Consider the following 24,572-nt stretch of genomic DNA (forward strand, 5'->3'; position numbering starts at 1 on the left):
ACCCTGCGTGTGACCGATAACGACAACGGTTGTTATATGGAGGACACCGTTACAGTGGGTCAGAATTCAGATAAGCCTACAGCAGACGCTGGGGCGGATGTGGAGCTCACCTGTACCACAACGAGTGTCATGCTTACGGGCGTTGGGGATTCCACCAATCCTGATGCCGACCTGGTATATTCATGGAGTGGTCCTAGCGGCTACAGTGCGAGTACGGCCCAGATCACGGTCTCTGTTGCCGGTGATTATACCTTGCGTGTAACCGATAACGACAATGGTTGCTATATGGAGGATACCGTCACGGTTGGAGAGGATAAAACGGTGCCTACAGCAGATGCTGGGGCAGATATGGAGTTGACATGTGCAACAACAACTGTTACCTTAACAGGTAATGGCTCATCCATTAAACCTGGCGCTATATTAGTTTACTCATGGACTGGTCCGGATGGATTTACTGCAGACATGGCAGAGATCATGGTATCTAAGATTGGTTTGTATAAACTAAGAGTGACAGATAGTCAAAATGGTTGTTATGATGAAGATAGCGTAGAAGTAACTGAAGATGTTACGCCTCCTACTGTAACTATGACCCCATTGGAACCAGTATGTATAGAGAATGGACCAGTTCAAATTATGGCAAGTCCATCAGGCGGAACATTTAGTGGCTCTGCTGCAATTAACGCTGACACAGGTTTATTTGATCCGATGATTGCTGGTAACGGTTTACATACAGTTACTTATACTTATATTGGTTTAAATGGCTGTGAAGGAAAGGCAACAATTGAATTATCAGTAATTACTTGTCAGGCTGAACCTGAATGCGACACTGTGTTTGCCTATAATAGTGAAACCTCCACTTGTTTCTCTGAAGTTTCAGAACTTAAAAACAACAATCGTTGGGGCTGGACAAATGAGATTACCGCACCCGGCACTTATAATTTCACCTTATATGGTGGTGCAGCACACTGCAATACCGAAAACGGTTATGAGTATGGTAATGCAAGAGTGGTTTATGCTGACAACGGCGATGTAACAGTTTATTATGAAATGACTGGAGGCAGCGTGTTAAATGAAGCTCATGTGTATATTGGATGTACACCTGTACCAATGGTTACGAAAGGTAAGAAAACCGAGGCTACTGTAGCACCAGGACAATACAACTTCAATCCTGACTTAGGTGGTGGTGTTCAAAACTATCAAGTAGGACCTGTAAATGTTTCTGGAGGTTCTTTCTATATTATTGTTCATGGAGTTGCTTGTACCTCAGGAGTTTTGGATGGTAATAATAATGGAATTGCATTTGATAATGAGGTTTCCGTTAGATGTGCAACGCCTAGTGCGGCATTTACAAAACCTGAGAGTTTGGAAAAATCGGGAGACATTGTCGTAGCGCCAAATCCATTTGTTGATAAAGTGGGCATTTCATATCGATACGATTATGATACAGATGTTTCAATTGAAATAAGAGACATTAGAGGTAGATTGATTGATTCGTACGAAAACAAATCTTATGTAACAGGCGAGAAAATGAAAATCGACTTCGATTTATCAAATGCCATTAAACATATGTTATTTGTAAAATTCACTACAAATAGAGGCGTTGAGATCAAGAAAGTAATTTCATCTGATGCCAAACGATAATAAGTTTAATCTTTAAAAATAAAAGCGACCATCTAAAAATGGTCGCTTTTTTATTTATACCAATGTATTTAAGAGTGTTTTGTTGACCATATGGCCACCTTCAAACGGAACAATCTGTAAATTACAATGTCCAAACAATTCAAAAGCTCTATTTTTTTCAGAAACTAAACGATCTTCATCTAAATACTCATCAGAAGTTCCATAGATTAAAGAGACTTTGGTGTCCGTTTTTAAAAATTGAAAATCTTTTGCAACAACTTCTTTAGGAATTCCCCCTGACATCATCACAATTTGAGCACAATTTAAGTGTCTTTTTGCTATGTAGCGTAAGGCTACTGATACGCCTTGAGAGTAGCCTAAAACAATTAAATTTGTCTCCTTGGGAATCGTTTCTGCGGCAAATATCGCATCAAAATAACGAAGAACATTTGCTGTTTCTTTAACGGTATTTTCCTTAGTTAGCCAACTCGCTCCAACATGTTTAAATTTCGGTGGCATATAATATTTACTTTGTGCTTGTGGGGCAATAAAGAAGTTTTTCTCAGCATCTAAATCTGTAAAATATTTTAAAAAATACCGACTCAAATAACCCATTCCATGGCAAACAAACCAAACATTCTGGGTTTTTTCTGAAAGGTTATTTAAGGTAGAATAAGTATTAGTGGTGTGGTAGGTGATGTCTTTTTCGTTGGAATTCATAGGACTTAAGGATCTATATGGTAAAGGTAAGAAGATCTACAAGATATTAGTACGATTCTAACTTCCTAAAAGTTTTAGAGATCTTGAAATAATATCTTCATCACATATTGTTTTGTACCTTTACGTTTTGTTATAAAAAATCTTAATTGACCTATGCAAATAACTAAAGAAGATGTATTGGCTAAAGCAAATGCGGCCAGTAAAAACACCCTAATGGAAACGCTTCAAATTGAAATGGTTGACTATGGCCCTGATTTTTTAGTCGCTAAAATGCCAGTCAATTCGCGGGTCTATCAGCCAGATGGTGTGCTTCATGGCGGTGCCACTGCAGCGTTGGCCGAAAGCGTTGGAAGTTTCGCTTCCCATATTTTTTTGGATACGGAACATTTATTTGTCCGCGGACTTGAAATTACCGCAAACCATCTAAAGTCTGTTAAAGACGGTTATGTTTGGGCTAAAGCTACTTTTATCCATAAAGGACGGACCACCCAGCTTTTAGATATCAGAATTACGGACGACCATGATAATTTAGTATCTATCTGTAGGTTGTCTACCATTAGTTTGCCTAAAAAAAAATAGCATGATTTTGAATCATTTTTTTGAGCAACTAAAGACACAATTCCATCAAAAACTGCCGTTTGTGGCTTATAAAAAACCTGAGACTTCCATCATTAAAGGGTGGCTTCAAAAAGATGATGCTATACATTACTGTACTGATTTTACTGAAAGTGGTTTTGTATTTGCCCCTTTTGATTCAAACCACAGCAGCTTTTTGATACCTTTTGGTAATGCTACACATATAACGCACAGTTTTGTTAAGTTAGACAATATGAAACTTTCCGACTACATTAGTAATTCAGATAGTAGTCAGAAAGATTTTCATATTAATCTTGTAAAAAAAGGAATTGATGCCATACAGCAAAACGCCTTTAAAAAAGTTGTACTGTCGCGGTGTGAGGTTGTAGAAACTAATGAACAAGATCCAATTTCTATTTTTGAAAAATTGCTCAACACCTATGCGACGGCTTTCGTGTATTGTTGGTATCATCCTGAGGTGGGACTGTGGTTGGGCGCTACCCCAGAAACTTTTTTGAACATCCGTGGCAATCGGCTGAAAACTATGGCGCTTGCCGGGACACAAGCTTATAAAGGATCAACGGATGTATTTTGGAAAGATAAAGAGCGTGAAGAACAGCAAATTGTTACTGATTTTATCGTAGATCAATTGCAGGAGGCAGTAGGAAATGGTAGTTCTCATTTACAGATGGAAGTGTCAGCACAACATACTATTAAAGCTGGTAATTTGTTACATTTAAAAACTGACATTATGCTGCAATTGGCACAAGCCGGAACTGGCCTAAAGCCTATTATAACTGCATTACACCCAACACCCGCGGTTTGCGGACTCCCCAAGGAAAAGGCCAAAACATTTATTATTGCACATGAAGGTTATTCGCGAGAATTTTATGCTGGATTTTTAGGCGAATTAAATCTAAAAGAAACCAAATCCAGAAACACAAATAGACGCAATGTTGAAAATAACGCCTACCGCGTGTCAAAAACCACTTCTGATTTATATGTGAATTTGAGGTGTATGCAATTCAAGAATAATAAGGTATATATGTATGTTGGTGGCGGTATCACTAAAGATTCCGACGCTGTATCTGAATGGGAAGAGACCGTGCAAAAATCTCAAATAATTAAGCGGGTTCTATTGTAATTTGATGCAGTATTTAAAATAAACCAGGTTCTTTTAGTACGGACCAATATTATACCCTAAAAAAGAGTTCTTCAGACTTTTATTAAATTTAATGCTTAATTTTTTCAACTCAAATAGGCGTATATAGCGGACCTATTTTTGTATTTTTGTGATAAGATTAGCTATGAATGAAATATCCTAAAATACCCCTTGCACAAACTGTAATCCAGCTTTGTAAAGCAAAAAACATCAAACATATTGTAATTTCTCCAGGAAGTAGAAACGCACCGCTGACTATTGGTTTTTCAAATGATCCTTTTTTTAAATGCTACAGTATTGTAGATGAGCGTTGCGCTGCTTTTTTTGCTTTGGGAATTGCGCAACAAATTAAATTACCGGTAGCGGTGGTTTGTACATCAGGTAGTGCTGTGCTCAATTATTATCCGGCGGTATCTGAAGCGTTTTATAGTGAAATACCATTAGTGGTCCTATCCGCAGATCGGCCTAAACACCTTCAAAACATAGGCGACGGACAAACCATCAACCAAAAAAACGTTTTTGAAAATCACATTCTTCATTCTGCAAATTTAAAGTTGGATTTAAAGGATGAACTCAATATTCCTGTTACTGAAGACATTCCAATTTTTAAGAATATTGAAGACAAGCTAGAACGTTTGTTGGGACTGCAAAAAGATATTCAAAAGCATAATGAGCAAGAGTTAAATGACGCACTAAATAAGGCTGTATTTAAAAAAGGTCCAGTACATATAAATGTGCCTTTTGATGAGCCATTATACGAGATGGTTGATGCTTTAAAAGTAGCGCCAAAAAACATTCCCATCGAGAAAGAGGAGCCTAAGATGGATACCTATATTTTGGATCAATGTTTAAATGATTGGCGGAAAGCAAAGCGTAAAATGGTGTTGGTAGGTGAGTTTGAGCCCAATCTAATAGAGCAAAAATGGCTGAATTTATTAGCCAAGGATGAGAGTGTGATTGTCCTTACGGAAACCACCTCCAATCTCGATCATGGAACGTTTATCACAAATATCGATAAGTTGATAGCGCCACTAAAGAAAGACGATTTCAAAAAATTACAACCCGAAATTCTCATCACTTTTGGTGGGATGATAGTTTCTAAGAAAATAAAAGCCTTTTTAAGGGAATATCAGCCTAAAGAACATTGGCATATCAGCGAAACCAGAGCCTACGATACCTTCTTCTGTTTGACACAACATATAAAAGAAACTCCAAATTATTTTTTAAGTGAGTTTTTGCCCAAAATAAAGGAAGTCAAGACCTCTTATAAAAACTATTGGACAGGGATTAAATTAGACCGGGGTAAAAAGCATCTGAGCTATGTGGAAAACCTTCCGTTTTCTGATTTCAAAGCCTTTGATATTCTTTTTAAGAATTTACCAAATGATACTATATTACAGGTTGGTAACAGTTCAGCCATTAGATATGCACAATTATTTGACATCCATAAATCTATAGAGGTCTTTTGCAATAGAGGAACAAGTGGTATTGACGGAAGCACATCTACCGCAATAGGTTGTGCCGTTGCCCATAAACGACAGACAAATTTTATCACTGGCGATTTAAGTTTTTTCTATGATAGCAATGCACTTTGGAACAATTATATTCCTGCATCTTTCAGAATTATTATTATAAACAATGGTGGTGGGGGTATTTTTAGGATTCTTCCCGGGCATAAGGATACAGAAAATTTTGATACTTTCTTTGAAACCAAACACACATTAACCGCCCAACATTTGGCTGAAATGTTTAATTTTAAATATAAGCGCGTGTCAACTGAGAGTGACTTAACCAATGCGCTCAATTCGTTTTTTAAAGAGAGTAATCAGCCAAAAATTCTAGAAATCAATACGGCTGGTCAACCTAATGATGAGATTCTACTTAATTATTTTAAACACTTATCTTAAGTTGTAATTATTTTACACATTGCATTGCAAGTATGCCAAATTTTGCTATATTGAAACTTGATAAATAATTAACTATAAAATTTTAAAAATGAGCAAAAGAGATGAATTAATTACAAAATACGCGGCAGATTTAAAAGAAAAATGCGGTGTAAATGCTGATATGGATTTATTGACTAAAGTTGTTATTGGTTGTGGTCCTTCTATTTACAATGCGGATGCTGCAACTGTTTCTGGTTCTGATCCTGCTGAATTAGCAACTGTAAAAAACAACTTTTTGATCAAAAAATTAGGATTAAAAGATGGACCTGAGTTGGATAAAGGTATTGATGCTGTTATGGAGACTTACGGTAAATCGAACAGAAACAAATATAGAGCTGTAGTCTATTATTTATTGACAACTCACTTTAAGAAAGAATCAGTTTATAAATAAGATATTAAGACATTACTTTATTTAAAGCGATACCTCTGAAACCTCAGAACTGTATCGCTTTTTTTTATTGGATAAACACTAATATTCTTACCTTTGCAGCATGATACATATTGGAGAATTTAACACCTTAGAAATACTACGCGAAGCCGAGCAAGGCCTATATATTGCCGACAGCGAAGGCAATGAAGTCCTACTGCCAAATAGATATGTTCCTGAAACCTATCAAATATGGGAAAAGATTGAAGTATTTGTGTATTTAGACAATGATGAACGTCTTGTTGCAGTTACTGATAGACCTTATATTACTCGCGGCGAGTTTGCCATGTTACGCTGCAATCAAGTTACCCCACATGGTGCCTTTTTAGATTGGGGCTTGGTTAAGGAGTTGTTCTGTCCGTTTAAGGAGCAGGCCTTCAAAATGAAAGCTGGTGGTTGGTATTTAGTGCATTGTTATTTAGATGAAAAAACCGGGCGTTTGGCGGCCTCTAGCAAAACAAATCATTTTTTAGATAATAAAGAACTGACGGTCAGTCAATTTGAAGAGGTTGATGTAATTATTTCCCATCCTTCTGAAATCGGGATGAATGTTATTGTCAATAATAGACATGCGGGCTTAATTTTTCAGGATGATATATATAAAGAATTGAGCATTGGTGACCGATTGAAAGGTATCGTTAAGAAAATTAGACCTGACAATAAATTGGATATTACCTTAGAGCAAATTGGCTATAGAAAGATTGAACCCAATGCTGATGCCATTATGTATGAGTTGGAAGATAATGGAGGTTATCTTAATTTAACAGATAAATCTGATCCAGAAGATATTAAAGCAATGTTACAAATGAGTAAGAAAACCTTTAAAAAAGCCGTCGGAACTTTATATAAACAACGATTAATAGAAATTAAGGATGATGGTATCTACCTTATTTAATTCGTAAAAAAAACATACTACATGAGTCAAATTAAGTGGGAAACTGTAAAGGAATACCAAGATATCACCTATAAAAAATCTAACGGGGTTGCCCGAATAGCGTTTAACAGACCTGACGTTAGAAATGCATTCAGGCCAAAAACGACCAGCGAATTATATGATGCGTTTTATAACGCCAATGAAGATGTAAATATCGGCGTGGTATTGTTATCAGCAGAAGGGCCATCATCTAAAGATGGTGTGTATTCATTTTGTAGTGGTGGCGATCAAAAAGCCAGAGGGCATCAAGGCTATGTTGGAGAAGATGGCTATCACCGTTTAAATATTTTGGAAGTACAACGTCTGATCAGATTCATGCCTAAGGCAGTTATCGCGGTAGTACCGGGATGGGCCGTTGGTGGCGGACACAGTTTGCATGTGGTGTGCGATTTAACTTTGGCGAGCAAGGAGCATGCTATTTTTAAGCAAACCGATGCTGATGTTACCAGTTTTGACGGCGGCTATGGGTCTGCATATTTAGCAAAAATGGTAGGGCAAAAGAAAGCTCGGGAGATCTTTTTCTTGGGTAGAAACTATTCTGCACAAGAAGCTTTTGAAATGGGAATGGTCAATGCCGTCATTCCGCACGCTGATTTAGAAGATACGGCTTACGAATGGGCGCAAGAAATATTGGCAAAATCGCCAACCTCAATAAAAATGCTAAAATTTGCCATGAATATGACTGATGATGGTATGGTAGGGCAGCAGGTGTTTGCAGGAGAAGCAACGCGTTTGGCCTATATGACTGATGAAGCCACTGAAGGTCGAAACGCCTTTTTAGAAAAACGGAAACCAAACTTCGAGAAAAAATGGATTCCTTAATCCCTTCAGAATTATAGCATGAACAATATTAAGCCTTGGTTATCGGCGTTCAGATTGCGAACGTTACCATTGTCTATTTCAGGAATTATCATTGGTGGATGTTTTGCAGCTTACAATGGCGTTTTTGATCAGCTTGTTTTTGCGCTAGCCATTTTGGTGACGGTTGCGTTACAAATCCTTTCAAACTTGGCCAATGATTATGGCGATGGCGTTAAGGGTACAGATAATGAAAATAGATTAGGCCCCATGCGGGCTATTCAGAGTGGTCAAATTACCCCGGACCAAATGTTGGAAGGTTTAAAAATTAATGTACTTATTGTTATATTTTTAACCATAATGCTCATTTACTTCGCATTTGGACATGGTTATTTTTTATATACCCTATTCTTTTTTGTGTTGGGTGGATTTTCGGTATATGCTGCTCTTAAATATACAATGGGCGAATCTGCTTATGGCTACCGCGGTTTAGGCGATTTATTTGTTTTTGTGTTTTTCGGACTGGTTAGTGTGGTGGGAAGCTATTTTCTTTTCGCTAAACAATTGGATCATATTGTAATGCTGCCAGCAATAGTAGTAGGTTTACTGAGTGTTGGAGTGCTTAACCTTAATAACATTAGAGATATCGAATCAGATACCCTTTCTAATAAAATTACGATGGCAGTAAAGCTAGGCAAGTCCAAAGCGAAGACATACCATTTGTTCCTAATAATTGCGGCCATGATGTTGGGACTCCTTTTTTCAATTCTATATTATACCTCACTATGGAATTTTATATTTCTAATATCTTATATCCCTTTAAGCATTCATATATATAGAATTATCAAGGCAGAACTCGCTTCGGACTTCGATGCTCAATTAAAAATATTGGCGCTATCCACCTTCCTTTTCTCTTTGTTATTAGGGATTGGTTATATAGTATAAGACTCCAAAGTTTTTTTTATTTTTTTGCTTAAAACTTTGCCATTTTTGAGTGGTTCAGATAGGGAGGTGCCATAAATTTTGAATATATTTAAGTCGTAAAAATAATTAGACATCAAATTTACAATCACATGAAAATCACATATTACGGTCACGCAAGTTTAGGAATTGAGGTTAATGAAGTGCATATATTAGTAGATCCGTTTATCTCAGCCAATGAAAAGGCATCTGAAATAGATATTAACACCTTAAAGGCCGATTATATATTGCTAACGCATGCCCATCAAGATCATATTTTGGATGTAGAAGCCATAGCCAAGCGTACGAATGCGATGATTGTCTCTAATTTTGAAATCGCGAGTCATTTTGAAGCGATGGGCTTTGAAGTTCATCCGATGAACCATGGAGGATCTTGGGATTTTGAATTTGGCAATGTAAAATATGTCAATGCAATCCACACGTCTTCTTTTCCTGATGGATCCTATGGCGGACAACCAGGCGGTTTTGTAATTGAAGGCGAACGCAAAAACATCTATATTGCAGGTGATACTGCCTTGACAATGGACATGAAACTCATTCCTATGTTTGTAAAGCTTGATTTGGCTATATTACCTATTGGTGACAATTTTACCATGGGGATTGATGATGCCATTATTGCCAGCGATTTTATTCAATGCGATAAAATTATGGGCTACCATTACGACACTTTTGGTTATATTGAAATTGACCACGAAGAAGCGAAACGTAAATTTTTCGACAAGAATAAAGATTTGATGTTGCTGGAGATCGGGGAGAATATAGAATTATAATGTTTTGGTGGGACTGAATTTGTGATAATGTGCCGTGTATGAAGACTTATCTCACCGTACTCCTTAGCACATACCAATGCAAAACTTTAGGGAAAAATCGTTTTAAATACACTCCTAATATTTCTTTCCTGCCAATATATGCTTCAAATTTTTCTCGTTGAATTGCTCTTATCATGCGCTTTGCAAAATCATCTACATGCAAACCTTCCTCAGTAGCTTCATCTTGATATCTTTGTTGTGTTCCATCTCCGGTCAATGCATTTTTTGCGACATCTGTATTCACAAATCCTGGACAAATCATGGTCACTTTGATGTTGTCTTTATCATGCTCTAAGCGTAAGGCATCAAAAAAGCCGTGTAAAGCATGTTTGGCACCACAATACCCTGAACGGTAGGGACTGCTAAATTTCCCCATAACACTACTAACCGTCACAAAATGGCCACTTTTTCGCTCTACAAAATGAGGTAATAATGCTTTGGAAAGGGCAACAGGACCTAAATAATCTACTGCCATCAATTTCTCATCCACACTAATATCCGTATCGATAACTAACGACCGTTGACTTATGCCACCATTATTGATAACAATATCAATTTTACCATAACAGTTGATTGCATCAATAACTACAGGTCTCATCTGCTCGTAGTCTGCTAAATCGAATGGTAAAATGGCAACGTTTTCTGGATGATGACATTGATTTCTGACGTCTTCAAGCGCTTCTTTGCGTCGCGAAGATAATATCAAATTGCAATCCTGCTGAGATAAAGCTAGAGCCAAAGCTTTGCCAATCCCGCTTGAAGCGCCCGTAATCCAAATAACTTTAGTGTTGAAATTCATTTATGAAGTTGAAATTGAAGTTGAAATAGAGGTTGAAATTGAATAAGGCGAACCAAATTATACCCTCACACCTCATTCCTCATTACAGACTGACTACCGCCTACTGCTGACTGCCCACTGCCCTCTGAAGCCTGCCATTCCTTCCGTAAATCGTCACTTAATTTTCCCGTGCCATCATGTTTCCATCCTGGTGGTTTAAAAATATATTTTACGCGATCTTGGATAGATTTTTTACCATAAAATACATCCTTTCCCATGGCCAGCCATTCATGGAATGCTACTTTTAGTGGGTTGTGTGTTTCAATATTCGTAACTAACCCGTATAATACTTTCTCTTCTTTAAGTTCCGGTTGAAAAGTCCCAAACATTTTGTCCCAAATTATAAAAATTCCCGCATGATTTCTATCTAAATACAGCGGATTACTCCCATGGTGCACGCGGTGGTGGGATGGTGTATTCATAACGGCCTCAAACCATTTGGGCATTTTGTCAATCGCTTCCGTATGAATCCAAAATTGACATAATAAACTCACCGACATCTGTAAAAGGATCATTCCGGGATGAAACCCAATCAAGGGCAGCCATAACCAAAATATAAAAGTATAAAATCCGCCAGACCAAGTTTGACGCAAGGCGGTACTTAAATTATAATGTTCTGAAGAATGGTGCACTACATGAGACGCCCAAAATAATCGGTTTTCATGAGATATACGATGGAACCAATAATAAGCAAAATCATCAGCAAATAATAGTAAAACAAAACTCCACCAAGCAAGCGGGATGGAGAAAATTCGGAAGTTTTCATAAATCAGCATAAATGCAAACAACACCAAGCCTTTACTTATAAATCCCAACATGACATTTCCCAATCCCATGGTAATTGAGGTAACTGCATCTTTAGTATTGTATGATTTCTTGTTTTCTTTGATGCTGCCGTAAATTTCCAACCCGATAGAAATAACGAAAAATGGGATGGCATAAAGAATGATATTTGGAAATTCAGGCATGATGACTTACGTGTTCTAAACAGTGAGCAATTATATAGGGTGTCGTTAAATTATAGTGTTTCTTTCTAAAGAATGAAATTCATGGAAATACCCGCTTTTCATTTCTTAAAAATACAACATTTTTTGACTATTTTTGACGGGAATTATGATAGCGACCTACCAAAAATACACCCTCAACTTTAAACAACCTAGTGGCACTTCCCGTGGCGTTCTGAAAACCAAGGATACGTGGTTCATTATTATTGAGTCAGACGGTAAAAAAGGGATTGGGGAATGTGGAATGTTTAGAGGTTTGTCTGTTGACGATCGGCCAGATTTTGAATCTGTCTTGCGTTGGACCTGTAAGAATGTTTTTTTAGGAAAAGAAGTGCTTTTGTCGAAGTTGAAAGAGTTTCCGAGCATCCAATTTGGTTTGGAAATGGCTTTTTTAGATCTTGACGCTTCAGTGTCATTTGAACTATTTCCATCTGAATTTACCAAAGGAAAAACTGCTATTCCCATAAATGGTTTGATTTGGATGGGTACGGAAACGTTTATGAGAGCGCAGATCAAATCCAAAATTGACGCTGGATTCGATTGCATTAAACTTAAGATTGGAGCTATCGATTTCCAAACTGAACTAGCGCTCCTCAAATCCATCAGAACTCATTTTTCGGCGACTGATATTGAATTGCGAGTGGATGCCAATGGTGCATTTAAGCCAGAAGAGGCTCTAGAAAAATTAAAACGTTTATCAGACTATCAATTGCATTCCATTGAACAACCTATAAAACAAGGGCAGGTAGAGGAGATGGCTAAACTTTGCGAAAGTACACCGTTGGATATTGCTTTGGATGAAGAATTAATCGGTGTTTTTGACCTTACAGATAAACACCAGTTGTTAGAAACCGTGAGGCCTCAATATATCATCTTAAAACCAACATTAGTGGGTGGATATAAAGGTAGTAACGAGTGGATTGAAGCTGCAAATTCAAACACTATTGGCCATTGGATAACCAGCGCGTTGGAGAGTAATGTTGGGTTGAATGCGATTGCCCAATGGACCTATACTTTAGAAAATAATCGACCTCAAGGTCTTGGTACCGGAAGTTTGTTTACCAATAACTTTACCAGCCCTCTAGTGGTTGAACAGGGTCATTTGAAATACGATCATAACATTAATTGGAATTTTAATTTATAATTACATATGTACATAGCTCAGGCGTTTAAAGGATTACATGATTGGTGGCGTTATATAGTGGGAATCATTATTGCACTCGTAGGATTGACACTATTTTCAATTCCGCATGCATTAGGAGTACTCTTAAAAACCATGGAAGGTGGAACTGTTGACCAATCTAAGATGGGCGATACAGCTTACCTTATGGGCTTGTTTGATCCTAATCTCAATCTGATATTCATATTATTACCGTTTGCAGGAGGCTTGTTATTCCTACTCGGAGCCGTTAAATGGTTGCATAAACAATCGTTTACATCGCTAACAACGGCACGGCCAAAAATTGATTGGAAACGTTTTTGGGTCATATTTTTTGCTTGGGGAATTTTATCGTCTGGACTAGTACTTGTAGATTATCTGATGTCTCCTGAAGATTATGTATTCAATTTTAAATTACAGCCATTCTTAATTCTTTGTCTGATTGCCATTATTTTGGTGCCGTTACAGACAAGTTTTGAAGAGTATTTGTTTAGAGGCTATATCATGCAAGGGCTTGGCGTGATAACAAAGTATAAAGTGATCCCGTTAATTTTCACTTCGGTAGTTTTTGGATTGTTGCATATTGCAAATCCTGAAGTAGATAAACTCGGGCCAATAATAATGGTGTACTATATAGGCACAGGATTATTCTTAGGTATTATGACCTTGATGGATGATGGGTTAGAGTTGGCTTTAGGGTTTCACGCTGCCAACAATTTATTTACCGCTTTGCTAGTAACGGCCGATTGGACTGCTTTTCAAACCCACTCCATTTTAAAAGATTTATCAGATCCTGAAACAGCAGGATTTACGGATGTGCTTGTACCTGTTTTTGTGATGTTTCCTATCATACTCATTATCCTCTCTAAAATGTACAATTGGACAGATTGGAAAGGTAAGTTATTTGGTAAAGTAGTGGAGCTGCCAAAAGAGAATTACAAAGTATTAGAAGAGATTGATACCATTGGTACGGAATAAGAGCTTATTTTACGCAATAGCGGCTCTAAATGCATATGAAATATTTACCTTAGCCTACATACAGATAATAGATTGATTATCACATTATAAAATCATGTAAGATGACGCCAACATTTGACAAAATACATTTCAAATTTAAGTTAAACGGAAATACATACGATGCCGAAGAGCTTAAAGAAGTAGCCTATAGTTTAGTTAAGGAAGGTGCCTATTATGAACAGGTTATGGGCGATTTTTTGATGGATTGGCTAGACACAAAAGATTATATCAAAGTAAGAACGTCTGGTTCTACAGGCAAACCAAAATTGATGATGGTGAGTAAACAAGCCATGGTTAATTCAGCAATTGCGACCGGTAATTATTTTAATATGGAACCGGGACAACGGGCTTTACTATGCTTGCCTACACACTATATTGCGGGTAAAATGATGTTGGTAAGAGCAATGATTTTAGGATTGGAACTCGATTTTGTTGATCCTACGTCGCAGCCTATTTTTGACTATGGCCAGACTTATGATTTTTCTGCGATGATTCCACTACAATTAAAAAACACCATCGATTATATCTACAATATCAAGACGTTGATCATTGGAGGTGCTTCCATCTCAAAACCATTGGAAGACGCTATTCAAGGGTTAGAAACTAAAATTTATGCCACTTACGGCATGACAGAAACGGTGAGTCATGTGGCTGTAAAAGCAATGAATGGTAAAGACAAGATGAACTACTTTACAGTGTTCCCTGATGTTACCATTTCCCAAGATGACCGAGGTTGCCTGATCATTGATGCGCCAAAAGTGGCTTCAGAACCATTAATCACCAATGATGTGGTGACGATACACTCAGACACTGAGTTTGAACTGATAGGGCGTGTTGATAATATAATCAATTCTGGCGGTGTAAAATTGTTTCCAGAACAGATAGAGGCCAAGCTCGCCAATAAAATTAAGGAACGTTTTATAATCGCATCTAAACCAGATCAAGACTTGGGTGAAAAACTGATTCTTGTTTTGGAAAGCGATAAAAATACAGTCGACACTAAAATATTTAATGGTTTGGATAAGTTTGAAGTTCCTAAAAAAATTTATGTTATACCTCAATTTAAAGAAACTGCCACAGGAAAGATTCAGCGTAAAGGCACTCTTAAATTATTAGGAAACGATTTGCTCTAAAACGTAAATCCTAGAGATAGACTATAGAAAAGGAGCGAAGGCAATAAGATTTTCGCTCCCTTTATTTTACACATTAATTGACAATCTTAGGTCAAATTAAGTGATACTGTTGATTATTCACTCGTTTCATTTTCGGTAAGATGAATAAAATACATACGTTGTCCTGTTTTCTGTAATACCTCTTGCGCTCTGGCATGTTGTTCGTCAAAAGTTTTCAGGTCGGTCCCTTTACATATGCCATAAGAATAATGATATTTTAAAAGTTCCAGGTCCATCAGGGTCAACTTTTTATTTGGTGAGTAACAATTTGAAAAATAGCTATCACAGTCAAAGTCATCAATAAATTTAAAATACCCAAGAGATTTTATGAAGAATTCTCGCATTTTAAATTGCAACATCTCCTCAATTGAAAGTTCGTTCTTAACTAATCGGATTGCACCCCTATAAATCTTATTGTGATTCCATGAAATGTAATAATTGGAAGTCTTAGAATTATACAGTCGCGGTTCGTATTCATAATCACCAGCATAATAAATAGCGTAATTGGAATCTTCCAATCTTCTTGCTTCATTAATCCGTAAGGAATCCACGGCATTGTCAATCTGTTTTAAAAAGGACATAAACTCCTTTTTCGATTTTTTGGAGATACTCTTTGAAAAGAAGATACTGATGTCATTTTTCCAATATTTCATTGAGGTTTTGTTACTGTAAATGTCATTTTTATGTTGGAAAGCCACTTTTCTGTAATAGGATAAAAATGTAGAATCTTTTGGTTCATAAGGCACTTTAACGCCCTTTGGTAGTGTTTGGTCTTCTAACAATATCAAAGTGTCATTATCTATAACTCTGATATTCAATGAATCTTTTTTAGTCAGTTGCTTATTGAACTTAGATTTGTACATTTTGATAGGCATGTAACGTCTCACGATAGACTCAGTAGGAGTTTGGGCAAGACCAACGGAAGTAAATAATAATATGGTGATTAAGATTATAGACTGTTTCATTAATAGGTATTAGTTAGTTAGTTAGTTAGTTAGTTAGTTCACTAAATTGAATTAGCGCTTTTAGTTTTTTTTCTGGTCAACAACGAGAATGCAAGCGCTGCTGCAAAACCGATAACTGAAAAGGCGGCCATTCCTAAAAACACATGCTGATGCCCTAATTCTCCTGGCGAATTATCTAACAACAAGCCAATCAACGGGCCTGCAAAAATATCTGGAGTGTAACCCACTACTGAAATAAATCCGACAGCAGTTCCCGTAATAACCAGCGGTAAATTGGCTTCTTCCATTATGGCAAAATAAAGAACTCTGGTGGCATAAACTCCAATCGCCATTAAAATAATGGAAACGGTAAAAAGTCCAATAGTATGATCTGAAATAATTCCGGAAGCAAAAAGTAAACTGCTGAGCAGCATAATGACAAAGCCAATAACAATCCATAAGGAAGCCCGTGTTCTATCTGCCAGAAAACCAATGGCAACACCAGTCACAGGTCGTATGTAAAGTAGATAAGTGCCAATCTCAGCTGATTTTATGGCATCAAACCCTAACACATCTTTAGCGTACAAACTAAAAATATCTGTGATTTTATAGCCTACGTAAGCACATAAAATAATAAGCATCATCAGCCAAACAGTAGGATATTTTAGTACTGCTTTAAAGTTTTCAAGCGTATAAACCTTACGTTTTGTAATGCTGGTTTCGGCATTGTCAGATAATGGTTTAAGAAAATAAAAAACAAGAATTCCAATCAGCGTAACTATTCCAGAAGACATCCAAATCACATATTTAAAAGCATCTTGCCGTTCAGGTAGCGAGGCTTCTGAAACATCTACTGTAAGCATATATGAAAATACTAAAACGCCAAGAGAACCAAAACTCGCCGCAACAAGGCCCCTGCCACCATCTAGAAACCCGAAGGCCAACCCTTGCTTGTCCTGTCCGCCCCAAACTCTTGTGGCTTTAATCATAGGCGCCCAAAACAAAAAAATGGTGGTAAAGCCATAATAGCCAAAAAGTATTTTTAATGCAGTATAAGATGGAAATGTCGCCATATAGAACCCGCCCAGTGCAGTCATCAATAGTGCAACAGCCATTAAGGTTCTTGGCGCATATTTATCGGCTAATGAACCCCCGAAAAAGTAAGAAAGTAACGCTACGATTCCATAAATTGAAAAGCAACTGCCCAATTCAAAGTTATTAATATTAAAAACCTCGAGAAATGTAGGTCTAAATATTCGTGCCAAAACAAAGGGAAGCACAAATATGGCTTCCCCTGCTAATATTAATAATAGGATAATAAATAGTGATTGTTTTGGATTCTTAGCCTCCATTACACCTGTAGTACCCCCATATTGAATTTCTTCTCAATAGGAGCGTGGTTGGCTGCTTCAATTCCCATACTGATCCAAGTTTGAGTATCTAAAGGGTCAATAATGCCGTCGGTCCAAATTCGCGCCGCTGCGTAATAAGGCGAAACCTGATCGTCATAACGGTCTTTGATTTTCTTGAAAAGTTCGTCTTCTTTTTCTTTGGTTATGGTTTCGCCTTTCTTTTTAAGAGAAGCGGTCTCAATTTGTAACAATACTTTTGCGGCACTATTACCGCTCATCACGGCTAACTCAGCACTTGGCCATGCCACTATCAATCGAGGGTCATAAGCTTTTCCACACATCGCATAATTTCCGGCACCGTAACTGTTACCAATTACAATGGTAAATTTAGGAACTACCGAGTTACTCACCGCATTTACCATTTTGGCGCCATCTTTAATAATACCACCGTGTTCACTTTTACTGCCCACCATAAATCCAGTCACATCTTGTAAAAATACTAACGGAATTTTTTTCTGGTTACAATTCGCTATAAAACGCGTGGCTTTATCTGCAGAGTCGTTATAAATGACACCGCCAAATTGCATTTCGCCTTTGGCAGTTTTTACTAATTGACGTTGATTAGCAACAATCCCAACAGCCCAACCATCAATTCTTGCATAGGCTGTAATGATGGTTTGTCCGTAGCCTGCTTTATATTCATCATACTCTGAATTATCAACCAAACGTTTAATAATCTCATACATATCGTACTGTTCAGCGCGGCTTTTAGGAAGAATTCCGTAAATATCTTCAGGGTTTTCTTTAGGTTTTACTGCTTTTGCGCGGTTAAATCCAGCTTTATCATAATCGCCAATCTTATCTATTATATTTTTGATCGTGTCTAAGGCATCCTTATCATCTTTGGCTTTATAATCAGTAACACCAGAAATTTCACAATGTGTCGTTGCACCACCTAGCGTTTCGTTGTCTATGGTTTCACCAATCGCCGCCTTCACTAAATAACTACCCGCAAGAAAGATACTTCCAGTTTTGTCCACAATAAGGGCTTCGTCGCTCATGATTGGCAAATACGCACCACCGGCAACGCAACTGCCCATAACTGCAGCAATTTGAGTAATGCCCATGCTGCTCATAATGGCGTTATTTCTAAAAATGCGTCCGAAATGTTCCTTATCAGGGAAAATTTCATCCTGCATTGGTAGATAAACCCCAGCAGAATCCACTAAATAAATGATTGGGAGCTTATTCTCTATGGCAATTTCTTGGGCGCGTAAATTCTTTTTGGCGGTTATTGGAAACCATGCTCCCGCCTTAACAGTAGCGTCATTAGCCACTACTAAACACTGTACGCCTCTTACATAACCCATTTTAACGACCACACCGCCAGAAGGGCAACCACCATGCTCTTTATACATGTCTTCACCTGCAAAAGCGCCAATTTCAATAGATTTTGCCTTCGGATCTAAAAGATAATTGATACGCTCGCGAGCTGTCATTTTACCTTTAGCATGATGTTTATCAATCCCTTTTTGTCCGCCACCTAATTTTACTTTGGCTAGGCGTTGACGTAAAGCAGAAAGCAAAAGTTTATTGTGATCTTCGTTTTTATTGAAGTTAAGGTCCATTATGAATGTTTTAGTTGACGCTAAAATACAAACTTTAAAAGTTATACAAAAGAATGGCGATAGGGTTAGAGAGATTTATTTTTATAATAATACACCTTGGAATTATATTCCTAGGAAACTAAATATTTTTAGCCTACATTTGCCGCTTTAATTAAATGATATCAGTTATGAAAATGAACAAAATTATCTATTATGTAGCAACCGGGTTATTGACACTCTTACTCCTTTTTTCTGCGGGTATGTATTTTTTTAATTATGAAGAAGTATCCATAATGTTTACAAGCTTTGGTTACCCTACCTACCTTATTTATCCGTACGCTATTCTTAAACTTATTGGTTTAATTGGACTTTGGAAATTAAACTTCAAAGTAGTTAAGGAATGGGCCTACGCAGGCTACTTTTTTGCTTTTATATTAGCATTTTTTGCGCATTACATGATTGGCGATGGTGAACAAATGGCAGCCCTTATTGCACTAGTTTTATTAGTTGTTTCTTATATTTACAACAAAAAATTAACACAATAGCATGAATAATATTATAGCATTTGCAGGAAGTAACAGTTCAAAATCCATCAATAAACAACTGGCAACCTATGCTGCCAGCTTGGTAAAGGATGTGAAAATCACCATTCTTGATCTTAATGATTTTGAATTGCCAATTTTTGGTGTCGATTTGGAAAAGGAGATCGGAATTCCTGAAAATGCTAAGAAGTTTCTAGACTATATTAATAATTCTGACGGTATTATTTTATCCTTAGCTGAACATAACGGGGCATACGCAACGGTGTTCAAAAATATATTTGATTGGATGTCTCGGGAAGAACAAAAAATATTTATGGGTAAGCCAATGTTGTTAATGGCTGCTTCACCTGGAGGTAGAGGCGGAGCGTCAGTTTTGGCAATTGCAAAGGATCGATTTCCAAGGCACAATGCAGATATTGTGGCAACGTTTTCTTTACCAAATTTTAAAGAAAATTTTAATGAAGGCAAAGTGATCAATGCAAGTTTAAATTCCGAATTGGAAGAAGCCGTAGGCACATTCCAACAGGCAGTCCTTAAAAATGAATTGAAAACTACTGAAGATCAATAATAAGAGCTGGTAAACCATAAAGTTTCAGTATCAATTAAATTATGGGCGATTTATCAAAAGAAATTAAGTCTCGATTTTCCAATGTAAAAATTAAGGCATTAATAAATATTTTGTACACAGCCAATTGGATTACAAGTTTTCAAAACGAATTTTTTAGATTTTATGGAATATCTCCGCAACAGTATAACATTCTTAAAATTTTAAATGGCGCAGGCCAACCCTTAAAAGTGCAAACTATTAAGGATAGGATGATTGATAGGTCTCCTAATGCAACACGTTTAATGGATAAGTTAACAGAGAAGGACTTCATTAAACGCTCCGCGTCACCAACGGATAGGCGTGTGGTATATATTGACATTACTGAAAAAGGAAAAGCACTGTTAGCGTCTATCTCTGAAGATTTTAACGATGACTTAGTTAAAAATATTACTGATGATGAAGCGCAACTGATTAGCGATTTACTCGATAAAATGCGATAGTTTATACTATAAATACAGGAGGTATGTCAATTTAAAGCGCAGTACATTTCTTTGTATAAACTCACCTCATAAGCTTTCATTGATGGTATATGTGGTACTTTGAACGGTTCTCTTTTTTAGCACCATAATACCGATAGCTATTAGAACACCAGTTCCTGCCATGGCCGCACCAACCCAATCTGCAGATGTGTAACCGTACCCCATGGCTATAGGCAATCCTGCAAAATAGGCGCCGGAGGCATTTCCAATATTAAAAGCACTTTGATTGAGTGAAGACCCCAAGGTTTCTGAGCCTTTAGATGCTTTTATGATCAGCATCTGTATAGGTGTAGAAATTGAAAAGGTGACAATTCCAATTATAAAGGTCATTACCAATACCATGCTTTTGTCGGATGCCAAATAAGCATTCAACGATAAGCAAATTGCCATACAAACCAGAACAAGTGTAACGGTATGTAATGGTGAAAACTTTTCAGTAAGTTTCGCGCCTAAAAAATTACCAATTACCATTCCCAGTCCAGCTAATACCATGGCGTAAGCCACCACGTTTTCAGCATGGCCCGCAACTTCAGTAATTAATGGTGAGATATAGCTATACCATGCGAAAAATCCACCAGTTCCAATGGTTGTTAACAAAATAATGAGCCAGAGCTCTAAGCGTTTAAATATTTTTAATTCGCTTATAAATTTAGTTTCTGACGGTTTCTCTAATAAAGGCATCCAAAATTTAACGCCTAAAACGGCCGCGACACCTACGGCACCAACTAATAGGAATGATATGCTCCAATCCATGTTTTTTCCCAAATAGGTTCCTAACGGTACGCCTAGAAGGTTCGCAAAGGTCAGTCCACTAAACATAATGGCAATACCTTGTGCTTCTTTACCTTTTTTAGATAATTTACCAGCGACTACTGCGCCAATTCCAAAAAACGCACCATGAGGTAGACCAGATAAAAATCGTAATATCATAAAAGAGTTATATCCTGTAGCAAAAGCAGAAAGCGCATTGAATACTGTAAACCACAACATGAGTACCAATAAAGCGTTGTTGGCAGGCCATTTGCTCCCAAATCCGGTAAGTATTGGTGCGCCAACCACGACGCCTAAAGCATAGGCTGATATGAAATGTCCAGCTTCGGGAATGCTTATGTTGAACGCATTGGCTACATCTGGTAAAATTCCCATGATCACAAATTCGGTCAATCCAATTCCAAACCCTCCAATGGCCAATGATAATAAGGCTTTGTTCATTTGTTTTTAATTATAAGCTCTAAAAAATAATCGGCAAAATTAAGGTCTAACTTACCATTTGGAGCAGAATTCCTTATAATAATAAGTTAAATTGAGAGTTGATAAATTTTCGGTGTCCTGACTATAGATAATCTGATATATCTTGACATAATTTGAGATATTCTCAATTTTTGTGGTACAGAAAACTATTAATTAAGGAAATATCCCATAAGACCAATTTTTATAAAAATCCTTGTAAAATCCCTCTTTAAGAGTGTTTTTATGTTAAAATAATCGATATTTGTAATTCCCTTAAAAATGAAGATTTATGTCAATGAATAAAAATACGGTGTTGGCTTGGGCCACAACAATCATGATTATAGTTGGAGTTGCATTAATTGCACTCGGTGCATTTAGATATGATGATGTAGCTGGGTATGGATTTGCATCGGTGGGTATTGGTTTCTTCGCCATTGCCTGGGTTTTCAACGCACTTAAAGGAAGGGTATAACTAATTTACAGTTAACATTTGCAGTCCATACCAAGCATTCAAGCTAGTGTTATGCTTGAATTATAATTGTATAATAACAACTAACTTATTTTCGAAATGAGCGACGACAAAAAAATAATTTTCTCGATGCGAGGTCTTACCAAGACCTTTAAAGGCGCTGATACGCCAGTCCTGAAAAATATTCACTTGAGCTTCTTCTACGGAGCAAAAATTGGAATTTTAGGACTTAATGGTTCAGGAAAATCCACACTTTTAAAAATCATTGCCGGTCAGGATAAAAACTATCAAGGAGACGTCACGTTTCTTCAGGATTATTCGGTAGGATTCTTAGAGCAAGAGCCGCAATTGGATGATGACAAAACGGTAATGGAAGTGGTGCGTGAAGGTGCCGCTGAAACCGTTGCTATTCTTGATGAGTACAATAAAATCAACGATATGTTTGGTTTGGAAGAAGTGTATTCTGACCCGGACAAGATGGAGAAATTGATGAACCGTCAGGCCGAATTGCAAGATAAAATTGATGCTTCTGATGCGTGGGAATTGGATACTAAATTAGAAATTGCCATGGATGCCTTGAGAACTCCAGATGGCGATAAGAAAATTGGTGTGCTTTCCGGTGGAGAGCGTCGCCGTGTGGCTTTATGTAGATTACTATTGCAAGAGCCAGATGTGCTACTTTTAGATGAGCCTACTAACCACTTGGACGCAGAGTCTGTGCATTGGTTAGAGCAACATTTATCACAATATAAAGGTACTATAATTGCTGTTACTCACGATAGGTATTTCTTAGATAACGTTGCCGGTTGGATTTTAGAATTGGATAGAGGTGAAGGAATTCCGTGGAAAGGAAACTATTCTTCTTGGTTAGATCAAAAGTCTACCCGTATGGCGCAAGAAAGCAAAACCGCTTCCAAACGTCAAAAAACACTTGAGCGTGAATTGGAGTGGGTGCGTCAAGGTGCTAAAGGGCGTCAAACCAAACAAAAAGCACGTTTGAACAACTATGACAAACTAATGAGCCAGGATCAAAAACAACTGGACGAAAAATTAGAGATCTACATCCCTAATGGACCACGTTTGGGAACAAATGTTATTGAAGCTGTTGGTGTCAGCAAAGGTTTTGAAGATAAATTGCTTTATGAAGATTTGAATTTCAACTTACCTCAGGCAGGAATTGTTGGTGTTATTGGTCCTAATGGTGCAGGTAAAACCACCATTTTCAAAATGATCATGGGTGAGGAAACTCCAGATAAAGGCGAATTTATTGTAGGTGAAACTGCAAAATTGGCTTATGTAGATCAAAAACACTCTAATATTGATCCTGAAAAATCAATCTGGCAAAACTTTAGTGACGAGCAAGAATTGATTTTAATGGGAGGTAAGCAAGTCAACTCAAGAGCGTATTTAAGCCGATTCAATTTCTCGGGAAGTGAGCAAAACAAAAAAGTCAAACTCCTTTCTGGTGGTGAACGTAACCGTTTACATTTAGCCATGACGCTCAGGGAAGAGGGCAACGTATTGCTTCTAGATGAGCCTACTAACGACTTGGATGTTAATACATTAAGAGCGTTAGAAGAAGGGCTTGAAAACTTTGCTGGTTGTGCGGTAGTAATTAGTCACGACAGATGGTTTTTAGATAGAATTTGTACGCATATTCTAGCATTTGAAGGCGATTCGCAAGTGTATTTCTTTGAAGGTAGTTTCAGTGAATACGAAGAAAATAAGAAAAAACGATTGGGAGGAGATTTAACTCCGAAACGTATTAAGTATAAAAAATTAGTTCGCTAATTAAAAATGCCGCTCATTGAGCGGCATTTTTTATGTTTTAAATTGTTGTTAGTTTATGTTGTGAAGCTTTTTGATATTTACTTGTTGTCATACAAATGTCCCTCAGTAAAATCTTTGTAGCCTTCATCAACTTCAGCTTTAAAGGCGTCACTCTCCGTCAGGCGCTTGTTTTCAGCCTTAAGTTTATACATTTTAATGACAGCCAAAGCAATGAATATTAAAAAAACAGCTGCCGTAATAAGTAAAACTATGGTAAGTTGTTCTGTGCTTACGAGCAAGAACAAATTAGTATGTTGTAGATTAGCAAGCATAAAGGTCTCGGTCTTATATATGATTTGGTAATCAAATATACACTTTTAATTTATTTCATAACTCTTTCATACTAAAA

General features: G+C 37.2%; 25 protein-coding genes. 17 read left to right on the top strand and 8 right to left on the bottom strand.

Features of this window, described 5'->3' with window-relative positions; translation table 11 throughout:
- The coding region (locus tag BXY82_RS15445) for a T9SS type A sorting domain-containing protein (RefSeq protein WP_166643286.1) at positions 1-1,641 on the top strand (1,641 nt) is incomplete at its 5' end.
- 54 nt (positions 1,642-1,695) lie between these two features.
- On the opposite strand, the gene BXY82_RS09390 is transcribed toward BXY82_RS15445, so the two are convergent.
- Positions 1,696-2,340, bottom strand: coding sequence for an alpha/beta hydrolase (locus BXY82_RS09390; protein WP_133757937.1), 645 nt, complete (start codon positions 2,338-2,340; stop codon positions 1,696-1,698).
- Positions 2,341-2,493: 153 nt separating this feature from the next.
- On the opposite strand from BXY82_RS09390, the gene BXY82_RS09395 reads away from it, so the two are divergent.
- The 8 genes from BXY82_RS09395 (at position 2,494) to BXY82_RS09430 (ending at position 9,934) form a co-directional block, all read left to right on the top strand.
- Positions 2,494-2,919: a PaaI family thioesterase gene (locus BXY82_RS09395; protein ID WP_133757938.1), complete on the top strand. Its 426-nt coding sequence runs from the start codon at positions 2,494-2,496 to the stop codon at positions 2,917-2,919.
- Position 2,920: 1 nt separating this feature from the next.
- On the top strand, positions 2,921-4,060 hold the full coding sequence (locus tag BXY82_RS09400) for a chorismate-binding protein (protein WP_133757939.1): 1,140 nt from the start codon (positions 2,921-2,923) through the stop codon (positions 4,058-4,060).
- Positions 4,061-4,227: 167 nt separating this feature from the next.
- Positions 4,228-5,985: a 2-succinyl-5-enolpyruvyl-6-hydroxy-3-cyclohexene-1-carboxylate synthase gene (menD, locus tag BXY82_RS09405; RefSeq protein ID WP_133757940.1), complete on the top strand. Its 1,758-nt coding sequence runs from the start codon at positions 4,228-4,230 to the stop codon at positions 5,983-5,985.
- Between the two features lie 88 nt (positions 5,986-6,073).
- Complete coding sequence (locus BXY82_RS09410; RefSeq protein WP_133757941.1) at positions 6,074-6,415, top strand: DUF2853 family protein; 342 nt, start codon at positions 6,074-6,076, stop codon at positions 6,413-6,415.
- 100 nt (positions 6,416-6,515) lie between these two features.
- The gene (locus BXY82_RS09415; RefSeq protein ID WP_133757942.1) at positions 6,516-7,346 is read left to right on the top strand and encodes a CvfB family protein; all 831 of its coding nucleotides are present in this window, start codon (positions 6,516-6,518) and stop codon (positions 7,344-7,346) included.
- A gap of 21 nt (positions 7,347-7,367) precedes the next feature.
- Positions 7,368-8,207 (top strand): 1,4-dihydroxy-2-naphthoyl-CoA synthase, encoded by an 840-nt coding sequence (locus BXY82_RS09420; RefSeq protein ID WP_133757943.1) that lies wholly within the window; start codon positions 7,368-7,370, stop codon positions 8,205-8,207.
- 18 nt (positions 8,208-8,225) lie between these two features.
- On the top strand, positions 8,226-9,128 hold the full coding sequence (gene menA / locus BXY82_RS09425; protein WP_133757944.1) for a 1,4-dihydroxy-2-naphthoate octaprenyltransferase: 903 nt from the start codon (positions 8,226-8,228) through the stop codon (positions 9,126-9,128).
- A 128-nt stretch (positions 9,129-9,256) separates the two neighbouring features.
- Positions 9,257-9,934: a metal-dependent hydrolase gene (locus BXY82_RS09430; RefSeq protein WP_133757945.1), complete on the top strand. Its 678-nt coding sequence runs from the start codon at positions 9,257-9,259 to the stop codon at positions 9,932-9,934.
- A gap of 46 nt (positions 9,935-9,980) precedes the next feature.
- Here BXY82_RS09430 and BXY82_RS09435 read toward each other — a convergent pair whose 3' ends face one another.
- Together BXY82_RS09435 and BXY82_RS09440 are read right to left on the bottom strand one after the other, a co-directional pair.
- Positions 9,981-10,772, bottom strand: a complete 792-nt coding sequence (locus BXY82_RS09435) for an SDR family oxidoreductase (protein WP_133757946.1) — start codon at positions 10,770-10,772, stop codon at positions 9,981-9,983.
- 65 nt (positions 10,773-10,837) lie between these two features.
- Positions 10,838-11,779 (bottom strand): sterol desaturase family protein, encoded by a 942-nt coding sequence (locus BXY82_RS09440; RefSeq protein WP_133757947.1) that lies wholly within the window; start codon positions 11,777-11,779, stop codon positions 10,838-10,840.
- Positions 11,780-11,924: 145 nt separating this feature from the next.
- On the opposite strand from BXY82_RS09440, the gene BXY82_RS09445 reads away from it, so the two are divergent.
- The 3 genes from BXY82_RS09445 (at position 11,925) to BXY82_RS09455 (ending at position 15,124) form a co-directional block, all read left to right on the top strand.
- Positions 11,925-12,959 (top strand): o-succinylbenzoate synthase, encoded by a 1,035-nt coding sequence (locus BXY82_RS09445; RefSeq protein WP_133757948.1) that lies wholly within the window; start codon positions 11,925-11,927, stop codon positions 12,957-12,959.
- 6 nt (positions 12,960-12,965) lie between these two features.
- A complete protein-coding gene (locus BXY82_RS09450; RefSeq protein ID WP_133757949.1) occupies positions 12,966-13,952 on the top strand; it encodes a CPBP family intramembrane glutamic endopeptidase in 987 nt (328 codons plus the stop codon).
- Between the two features lie 101 nt (positions 13,953-14,053).
- Positions 14,054-15,124, top strand: a complete 1,071-nt coding sequence (locus tag BXY82_RS09455; RefSeq protein WP_133757950.1) for an AMP-binding protein — start codon at positions 14,054-14,056, stop codon at positions 15,122-15,124.
- Positions 15,125-15,237: 113 nt separating this feature from the next.
- Here BXY82_RS09455 and BXY82_RS09460 read toward each other — a convergent pair whose 3' ends face one another.
- Genes BXY82_RS09460 through BXY82_RS09470 form a run of 3 tightly spaced genes read right to left on the bottom strand, consistent with a single transcriptional unit; the run spans position 15,238 to position 19,087 of the window.
- Positions 15,238-16,128 (bottom strand): hypothetical protein, encoded by an 891-nt coding sequence (locus tag BXY82_RS09460; RefSeq protein ID WP_133757951.1) that lies wholly within the window; start codon positions 16,126-16,128, stop codon positions 15,238-15,240.
- 41 nt (positions 16,129-16,169) lie between these two features.
- Positions 16,170-17,459: an MFS transporter gene (locus tag BXY82_RS09465; protein ID WP_133757952.1), complete on the bottom strand. Its 1,290-nt coding sequence runs from the start codon at positions 17,457-17,459 to the stop codon at positions 16,170-16,172.
- The gene (locus tag BXY82_RS09470) at positions 17,459-19,087 is read right to left on the bottom strand and encodes an acyl-CoA carboxylase subunit beta (protein WP_133757953.1); all 1,629 of its coding nucleotides are present in this window, start codon (positions 19,085-19,087) and stop codon (positions 17,459-17,461) included. Before BXY82_RS09470 ends, BXY82_RS09465 begins: the two co-directional genes overlap by 1 nt.
- Before the next feature lie 167 nt (positions 19,088-19,254).
- On the opposite strand from BXY82_RS09470, the gene BXY82_RS09475 reads away from it, so the two are divergent.
- From BXY82_RS09475 to BXY82_RS09485, 3 genes are read left to right on the top strand one after another with little or no spacing between them, the layout of a single operon-like run.
- Positions 19,255-19,611: a DoxX family protein gene (locus tag BXY82_RS09475; RefSeq protein WP_133757954.1), complete on the top strand. Its 357-nt coding sequence runs from the start codon at positions 19,255-19,257 to the stop codon at positions 19,609-19,611.
- Position 19,612: 1 nt separating this feature from the next.
- Positions 19,613-20,176: an NADPH-dependent FMN reductase gene (locus tag BXY82_RS09480; protein WP_133757955.1), complete on the top strand. Its 564-nt coding sequence runs from the start codon at positions 19,613-19,615 to the stop codon at positions 20,174-20,176.
- A gap of 41 nt (positions 20,177-20,217) precedes the next feature.
- A complete protein-coding gene (locus BXY82_RS09485) occupies positions 20,218-20,655 on the top strand; it encodes a MarR family winged helix-turn-helix transcriptional regulator (protein WP_133757956.1) in 438 nt (145 codons plus the stop codon).
- A gap of 66 nt (positions 20,656-20,721) precedes the next feature.
- Here BXY82_RS09485 and BXY82_RS09490 read toward each other — a convergent pair whose 3' ends face one another.
- Complete coding sequence (locus BXY82_RS09490) at positions 20,722-21,906, bottom strand: MFS transporter (protein ID WP_133757957.1); 1,185 nt, start codon at positions 21,904-21,906, stop codon at positions 20,722-20,724.
- 307 nt (positions 21,907-22,213) lie between these two features.
- On the opposite strand from BXY82_RS09490, the gene BXY82_RS09495 reads away from it, so the two are divergent.
- Positions 22,214-22,396 (top strand): CAL67264 family membrane protein, encoded by a 183-nt coding sequence (locus BXY82_RS09495; protein WP_066435655.1) that lies wholly within the window; start codon positions 22,214-22,216, stop codon positions 22,394-22,396.
- Positions 22,397-22,492: 96 nt separating this feature from the next.
- Positions 22,493-24,184 (top strand): energy-dependent translational throttle protein EttA, encoded by a 1,692-nt coding sequence (ettA, locus tag BXY82_RS09500; protein ID WP_133757958.1) that lies wholly within the window; start codon positions 22,493-22,495, stop codon positions 24,182-24,184.
- A 77-nt stretch (positions 24,185-24,261) separates the two neighbouring features.
- Here ettA and BXY82_RS09505 read toward each other — a convergent pair whose 3' ends face one another.
- The gene (locus BXY82_RS09505) at positions 24,262-24,495 is read right to left on the bottom strand and encodes a hypothetical protein (protein WP_133757959.1); all 234 of its coding nucleotides are present in this window, start codon (positions 24,493-24,495) and stop codon (positions 24,262-24,264) included.
- Positions 24,496-24,572: the final 77 nt, after the last annotated feature.

The sequence above is a fragment of the Gelidibacter sediminis genome (assembly GCF_004364975.1).
Taxonomy (GTDB): Bacteria; Bacteroidota; Bacteroidia; order Flavobacteriales; family Flavobacteriaceae; genus Gelidibacter; species Gelidibacter sediminis.